The 252-nt window shown below is 51.2% G+C and carries 1 protein-coding gene; it reads right to left on the bottom strand.

Annotation, left to right across the window (positions count from 1 at the left end):
* Positions 1-252: MFS transporter (locus ACX9YW_RS23315; RefSeq protein ID WP_460351151.1), on the bottom strand; the 252-nt coding region annotated here is incomplete at both ends.

Genomic DNA, 252 nt, shown 5'->3' with positions numbered 1-252 from the left:
CTAAACCTACCCCAATACCACCAATGATGCGATAAATAACAAATTCGGGAACGTATCCGGCTAAATAAACAGGTACCGCGTTATCTGGATTAATCGTCGTAAAGCCTAATTCTGGCCAGGCGGATCCAATGCCGGAAATAAAGAACAGCAGGGCGGCGATTTTCAGCGAGTCCCGACGACCAAACCGGTTACTGCAATAGCCGCCCAGCGCGCCGCCGATGATGCAACCAATCAACGCACTGGCGACGCAAA

Source organism: Pseudoneobacillus rhizolycopersici, from assembly GCF_054786815.1.
The sequence above is the reverse complement of the archived record's forward strand: the minus strand, read 5'-3'. Positions and strand labels throughout refer to the sequence as shown.